Here is a 7,500-nt window from a genome sequence, read left to right as displayed (position 1 = left end):
CTTTTCTTAATTCAAACTCAGTACGTCTACGAATAACGACAACTTGGTGATCTAAATAATACTGTAAACATTGTTTTAAGTTTAAAACCTTTGGCTGTCCTTCAACTAAAGCAAGCATATTAATACCAAAGCTTGTTTGTAAAGACGTTTGTTTATATAAGTTATTTAGTAAGACATTTGCATTTGCATCTCTTCGAACTTCAATAACAATACGCATACCAGATCGATCAGATTCATCACGTAAATCTGTAATACCCTCAATCTTTTTATCCCTAGCAAGTTCTGCAATTTTTTCGATAAGTTTAGCTTTATTCACTTGATAAGGAAGCTCATTAACAATAATGGTCTGCTTTCCATTTGGCTGCTCTTCAATCTCTACTTTGGCACGAATAATAATAGAGCCTTTTCCTGTTTCATAAGCTTTCCGAATTCCACTTCTACCTAAAATTTGACCGGCAGTTGGAAAATCTGGTCCAGGTATAATTTCCATTAGCTCTGGAATTGTAATATCTTGATTTTTACTAATAGCTAGTACGCCATCAATTACTTCTCCTAATTGATGAGGAGGAATATTTGTTGCCATCCCTACAGCAATACCCGCTGAGCCGTTTACAAGTAAGTTAGGAAACCTAGCCGGTAATACAACTGGCTCTCTCTCAGATCCATCATAGTTATCTTGATAATCTATAGTATCTTTGTTGATATCTCTTAATAATTCCATAGAAATTTTGGACATTCTTGCTTCTGTATAACGCATCGCTGCTGCTGAATCGCCATCGATAGAACCGAAGTTACCATGACCATCTACAAGCATATTACGATAGCTAAAATCTTGTGCCATACGTACCATTGTTTCATAGACAGCTGAGTCACCATGAGGATGATACTTACCTATAACTTCTCCTACGATACGAGCTGATTTTTTAAATGGTTTATCCGAAGTCATACCTAAGTCATTCATCGCATATAAAATACGACGATGAACCGGCTTTAAGCCATCACGTACGTCTGGAAGTGCACGTGAAACAATAACGCTCATTGCATAATCTAAAAACGAAGAACGCATTTCTTGGCTAATATTTACTTCTGTAATTTGAGAGTTTGGTTTATCTGACATCGATAAGAACCTCCTTCACGAAGTTCAGTATAGTAGTTCACATATGTAAACGCAGGATAGAAACAAATCTACCCTGCCGTTTAACATTCTTTTTAATTCTTTAAAAATGCTTTATTTAAATATCTAAATTTTTAACGTATTTTGCATTTTCTTCAATGAAGTTACGACGTGGTTCAACCTTGTCCCCCATTAGAATTTCAAATGTTTCATCTGCTTCAATTGCATCTTGTAAGCTGACTTGTAGAAGCGTACGCGTATCTGGATCCATTGTTGTTTCCCAAAGTTGCTCTGGGTTCATCTCTCCTAAACCTTTATAACGTTGTAAGTTAGGCTTAGATCCTTCTGAAAACGTTGGAAGAATTTCTTCTAACTGCTTATCGTTGTACGCATATTCTACGCGTTTCCCTTGTGAAATCTTATATAGTGGTGGCTGTGCGATATAAATGTAACCTGATTCAATAATCTGTCTCATATAACGATAAAAGAACGTTAACAATAGTGTACGGATATGAGCTCCATCAACATCAGCGTCTGTCATAATAACAAGTTTATGATAACGTGCCTTAGAGATATCAAAATCTTCTCCAATTCCTGTGCCTAATGCTGTAATGATTGTACGAATCTCATTATTAGATAAAATTTTATCTAACCTTGCCTTCTCAACGTTAATAATCTTACCACGCAGAGGTAAAATCGCTTGGAAATGACGACTACGTCCTTGCTTAGCCGAACCACCTGCAGAATCACCCTCTACAATGTACAATTCACTAATTGAAGGATCTTTTGAAGAACAATCTGCCAATTTACCAGGTAGATTTGAGATTTCTAAAGCACTTTTTCTTCTTGTTAATTCTCGTGCTTTTTTAGCTGCCATTCGAGCACGTGCAGCCATAACCCCTTTTTCAACGATTTTCTTCGCTACCACTGGATTTTCTAGTAGGTATGTTTCAAAGTGTTCTGCAAACACAGAGTCTGTAATTGTTCTTGCTTCACTATTTCCTAGCTTTGTTTTTGTTTGACCTTCAAATTGAGGGTCCGGATGTTTAATTGAAATGATTGCCGTAATTCCTTCACGAACATCTTCACCTGTAAGATTTGTATCACTATCTTTAAACACATTATTCTTACGCGCATAATCATTAATAGCACGCGTTAAAGCAGTTTTAAACCCTGCTTCATGTGTACCACCTTCATAGGTGTGGATGTTGTTTGCAAAAGAGTACAGATTACTTGTGTAGCTATCATTGTATTGAATAGCAATTTCAACTGAGATACTATCACGATTTCCCTCAATGTAGATTGGTTCTTCATGTACTACTTCTTTTGAACGATTTAAATGTTCAACATATGATTTAATACCACCTTCATAGTGGTATTCACGTACCTTATTTTCTTCACGCTTATCTTCAATTGTGATTTTAATTCCACGATTTAAGAAAGCCAATTCACGTAATCGGTTAGCTAATGTATCAAAATCATACTCTAACGTTTCGGTAAAAATTTCACCATCTGGTTGGAAGTGAATAACTGTACCGGTTTTATCAGTTTCACCGGTTACTTCTAAATCTGCTACAGGAACTCCACGCTCAAATTTTTGATAGTGTACTTTCCCATCTCGGTGTACATTTACTTCCAAATAAGTAGAAAGTGCATTTACAACAGATGCTCCTACACCATGTAAGCCACCGGAAACCTTATATCCACCACCGCCAAATTTACCTCCAGCGTGAAGAACTGTTAAGATAACTTCAACAGCAGGTCGTCCCATTTTTTCATGCATACCAACAGGAATTCCACGCCCATTATCTTTAACTGTGATGCTATTATCTTTCTCAATTATGACGTTGATTTCATCACAATAACCAGCTAGCGCTTCATCGATACTATTATCAACAATTTCCCATACCAGGTGGTGTAAACCTTTAGCACTCGTAGAGCCGATATACATCCCCGGACGTTTTCGTACTGCTTCTAACCCTTCCAACACTTGTATCTGGTCAGCATCATATGATTGCTTTTCTTTTTGTTCCATTGCCAAATGTATCACCTACACTTTTCATTAACAGCGAACTGCTTATAGTTGTATTCTTATAACGTATCTTAAAAATAATCGAATGGAAACCACTTAGGAGCTTCAGACAAGCAAAGCTCATCTTTCATAATTTTGAGGGTAAGTTTTAAAACATTAGACTTAAAACTATAATGATACCATACTTTGTTGAAATTAACGTTGAAAAGCTGTCAGTATAAAAAACTATTTAATTTTTTGTATGACACCAGCCTCTACTGCAAATGTAGCAGCTTTGTCTAATGTTTCATGATGAATTCCTTCAATACTTGTGGTTGTAACAAAAGTTTGAACCTTTCCTTGTATCGTGTTTAACAGATGCGACTGACGAAAATCATCCAGCTCTGATAAAACGTCATCCAGCAATAAAATGGGATACTCACCAATCTCTTGGTTAATCAGCTCAATTTCAGCCAATTTTAAAGACAAAGCGGTCGTACGCTGCTGCCCTTGAGACCCAAAAGTTTGAACATCCTTTTCATTGACGTAAAATAGCAGGTCATCTCGATGAGGGCCAATTAAAGTGACGCCCCTATCAATTTCTCTACTTTTTATTTTATCAAATTTTTCATGATATGCTTCTATCATTTTCGACAAATCTGCATCTTCTGATACATCAATCGAATTTTTATACTCGATACGTAAGTTTTCAAGCCCTCTACTGATTCCAAAATGGATAGGTTCGGCCCATTTTTGTAAAAGCTGTAAGAACTCAAATCGTTTTTTTAAGATCCGAGCTGCCACTTCTGTAAGCTGAGAAGTTAAGACATCGAGCAAAGATAAATCAGATTGCTTTCGGGTCTGTAGTTGTTTTAAATATTGATTCCTCTGCTGTAAAACTTTTTGATACTTGCTTAAGTCGTGCATGTATACAGGGGAAACTTGGCCAATTTCCATATCAATAAATCTTCTCCGTACTTGAGGACTCCCCTTTACTAAGTTCAAATCCTCTGGAGCAAACATAACTGTATTCATGGCCCCGATATATTGACTTAACTTTTGTTGCTCAATGTAATTATATTTTGCTTTTTTCCCTTTTGTTGAAATGATTAAATCCAACGTCACAGGTCCACGCTCTTTTTCTACAACACCAGAAATCTTTGCAAATTCACTTTCCCATTTTATTAATTCTTTATCGTTAGACGTACGATGTGATTTTGCCATTGATAAAACAAAGATTGATTCCATAATGTTTGTTTTTCCTTGCGCATTTTCTCCTAGAATGACATTTACCTTATTTTCAAAAGCAACCGTTGTTTTTTCATAATTACGATAGTTTGTTAACGCAAGTTCTTTAATGTACAAACCATTCACCAACTCTTAAGATATAATAATAAACTCACCCATGTCTGGGATTGTTATTTGATCGCCTGGATATAGCTTTCGACCGCGGCGTTCTTCTAACTCACCGTTCACATACACTTCATGTTCACTTAAAAACCATTTCACCATTCCACCAGTCTGAATAACATCAGCTAACTTTAAAAACTGACCTAGTGCAATATATTCCGTTGAAATTTCAATTTCTGTTTTCATCATAGTCCGCTCACTTTCCTAATTATTTTACTTATCATTATTCTACTAAATAATTGTCCTTGAGAAAAGAAAGCTACTAGAAACAATCTAGTAGCTTTCAACATCAATATGTTCTAACCGGTAAAATCAGCTGTAACATTGAGTCATTCTCTAATGTTCGAATAACAAATGGTCGCATAGCCCCGGTAAAGTTAATTTTAATATCTGTGCCTTCAAGGGCTTTTAATGCATCAAGCATATATTTTGCACTAAATGAAATCTTTAAATCTTCTCCAACAATTGATTCACTTTGAACCTCTTCAATAACTTTACCAATCTCCGGAGAATTCGATGAAATTTCAACAATCCCATCTGGTAAAGTTGATAACTTTACTACGTTATTACGTCCTTCTCTTGCCAACAGCGAAGCGCGATCAATGGATTGAAGAAACTCTTTAACGTTTAAAACAACGTCTGTCTTACTGTCAGCTGGAATAAGGCGAGACGTATCTGGATAGTTTCCATCTAGTAAACGTGAAAAGAATAAAAGGTGCTTTGTTTTAAATAAAACTTGATTTTCAGTCATGACGATATCAACTAGTTCATTAGAATCATCTAAAATTTTACTGAATTCACTTAAACTCTTTCCTGGAATAACAACATTGTAAGAAACCTCATGTTCAGATTGAATATTTGCTTTACGCAATGCTAAACGATGGCTATCTGTTGCAATACACGTTAATGCTTTACCTTCCACCTTCCAGTTTACACCTGTCAAGATAGGACGTGTTTCTGAGGTGGACACCGCAAAGACAGTTTGTCGAATCATGTTTTTAAGTAAATCCGTAGGAATCTTAAACACGTTATTTTCTTCAATTTGTGGTAAATGTGGGTACTCTTCAGCATCTAAACCATTTAAATTAAATTCTGCTTTTCCAGAACGAATAATTGTTAAGAATAAATTTTGAACATCTAATTCTACAACTTCTTTTGGTAATTTCTTTACGATTTCACTGAAGAAACGAGCTGGTAAGACAACACTTCCCGTTTTCTCTATTTCCACAATCTCTTTTCCATCTTCTTCTTTTGGGATGAATGATTCAATAGAAATATCAGAGTCACTTCCTGTAAGTGTAACTCCTTCTTCCGTTGTAACAATTTTGATTCCTGTCAAAATTGGGATCGTTGTACGAGATGAAACAGCCTTCATTACATCCTGAACACTTTGAACCAAATAGTCTTTTTGAATTTTAAATTTCATGGAATCCTTCCTCCTTTTTTATTTTAAAAGTCGGTTTAAACAGCTTATTTATTTATTATAAAAAAAGTAGTAGTAGTAATAGGGGGTGTGGAAATGTGGATAACCCCTTAAAACGCCAGTACACAGCCTATCCACCTGTGGACAGACTGTGTACAATGCTACCTCACTTATACACAAAAAACAAGAGAGAAAAAATTAGATCTTTAAAGATTCACTGATTTCTTTAATGTGTTTTTGTAGCTGCGAATCGGTTTGAACCAACTTTGAAATCTTTTCATGAGCATGAATAACTGTAGTGTGATCTCGTCCTCCAAATTCTTCTCCAATCTTTGGTAACGAGAAGTCTGTAAGCTCACGAGATAAGTACATTGCAATCTGCCTTGGAAAAGCAACAGATTTTGTTCGTTTTTTTGCTTTAAAGTCTTCAAGCTTTACATTAAACTGCTGTCCGACTATTTGTTGGATATCTTGAATGGTGATAACTTTGGGCTTTGAACTTGGAATGATATCTTTTAAAGCTTCAGCAGCTAAGTCAGCATTAATATCTTTATTAATTAAAGAAGAGTATGCTACTACACGGATTAAAGCACCCTCTAATTCACGAATATTTGAATCGATCTGATTGGCGATATAAAGCATTACTTCGTTAGGAATTACTAAGCCGTCAGCTTTTGCTTTTTTACGTAAAATAGCAATCCTCGTTTCAAGATCTGGTGGCGTAATGTCTGTAATTAAACCCCATTCAAATCTAGAGCGAAGACGATCTTCTAAAGTTGGTATCTCTTTTGGCGGTCTATCGCTTGAGATAACAATTTGTTTACTTTCTTCATGTAACGTATTAAACGTATGGAAAAACTCTTCTTGTGTTTGTTCTTTACCAGCTAAAAATTGAATATCATCTATAAGTAAAACGTCGACATTTCTATATTTATTACGAAACTCCACTGCTTTGTTGTCACGAATTGAGTTAATAAATTCATTCGTGAATTTCTCAGAAGATAGGTATACAACTTTAGCATCAGGATTATGATCAAGCACATAGTGACCGATTGCGTGCATGAGGTGGGTTTTCCCAAGCCCTACTCCTCCATAGATAAAAAGTGGATTGTAAGCTTTAGCTGGTGCTTCTGCAACTGCTAAGGAAGCAGCATGAGCAAAGCGGTTACCAGAACCAATAACAAAAGTATCAAACGTATATTTGGAATTAAGCATACTTTGTGGGAATTCGTGTCCATCTTCCTTGCTTACATTCTTTTTAGGAGGAGTTAAATCAAACTCTTCTTCAGATTGATTTAACGGGATAATAAATTTTACATCGAGTTCTTCCCCAGTCAAATCGTACAATGTTTCAGCAATTAAGTTAGAATATCTAGACTCTAGCCAATCTCTGGCAAAGTCATTGGGTGCTGTGATAATAAGTGTATCACCTTGTAAAGCATGAGCTTTTGTTGATTTTAACCATGTTTCAAAACTAGGTTTACTCAACTTCTTTTCAATTTCAGCCAATGCTCCGTTCCATAAATCATGAATATTTTCCAA

Annotated in this window: 6 protein-coding genes (1 of these 6 only partly in view); all 6 read right to left on the bottom strand. The window is 35.7% G+C overall.

Translation table 11 applies throughout. The features are described 5' to 3' along the window. Positions 1 to 1,117, bottom strand: the beginning of a protein-coding gene (gyrA, locus tag V2145_RS00030; protein ID WP_311856005.1) for a DNA gyrase subunit A. 1,388 nt of this gene lie to the left of the window's left edge; the window shows 1,117 of its 2,505 coding nt (coding positions 1–1,117); the start codon lies at positions 1,115 to 1,117; its stop codon lies off the left edge, out of view. Positions 1,118 to 1,232: 115 nt separating this feature from the next. After that, positions 1,233 to 3,149, bottom strand: a complete 1,917-nt coding sequence (gene gyrB / locus V2145_RS00025) for a DNA topoisomerase (ATP-hydrolyzing) subunit B (RefSeq protein WP_131887587.1) — start codon at positions 3,147 to 3,149, stop codon at positions 1,233 to 1,235. 222 nt (positions 3,150 to 3,371) lie between these two features. After that, positions 3,372 to 4,490: a DNA replication/repair protein RecF gene (recF, locus tag V2145_RS00020; RefSeq protein ID WP_094910926.1), complete on the bottom strand. Its 1,119-nt coding sequence runs from the start codon at positions 4,488 to 4,490 to the stop codon at positions 3,372 to 3,374. Positions 4,491 to 4,505: 15 nt separating this feature from the next. Beyond that, complete coding sequence (gene yaaA / locus V2145_RS00015) at positions 4,506 to 4,721, bottom strand: S4 domain-containing protein YaaA (protein ID WP_094911223.1); 216 nt, start codon at positions 4,719 to 4,721, stop codon at positions 4,506 to 4,508. A gap of 103 nt (positions 4,722 to 4,824) precedes the next feature. Beyond that, on the bottom strand, positions 4,825 to 5,961 hold the full coding sequence (gene dnaN / locus V2145_RS00010) for a DNA polymerase III subunit beta (RefSeq protein ID WP_094910927.1): 1,137 nt from the start codon (positions 5,959 to 5,961) through the stop codon (positions 4,825 to 4,827). A gap of 195 nt (positions 5,962 to 6,156) precedes the next feature. After that, positions 6,157 to 7,500: a chromosomal replication initiator protein DnaA gene (dnaA, locus tag V2145_RS00005; RefSeq protein WP_210610731.1), complete on the bottom strand. Its 1,344-nt coding sequence runs from the start codon at positions 7,498 to 7,500 to the stop codon at positions 6,157 to 6,159.

The organism is Priestia sp. GS2 (genome assembly GCF_036409025.1).
GTDB classification, from domain to species: domain Bacteria; phylum Bacillota; class Bacilli; order Bacillales; family Bacillaceae_H; genus Priestia; species Priestia aryabhattai_A.
The sequence above is the reverse complement of the archived record's forward strand: the minus strand, read 5'-3'. Positions and strand labels throughout refer to the sequence as shown.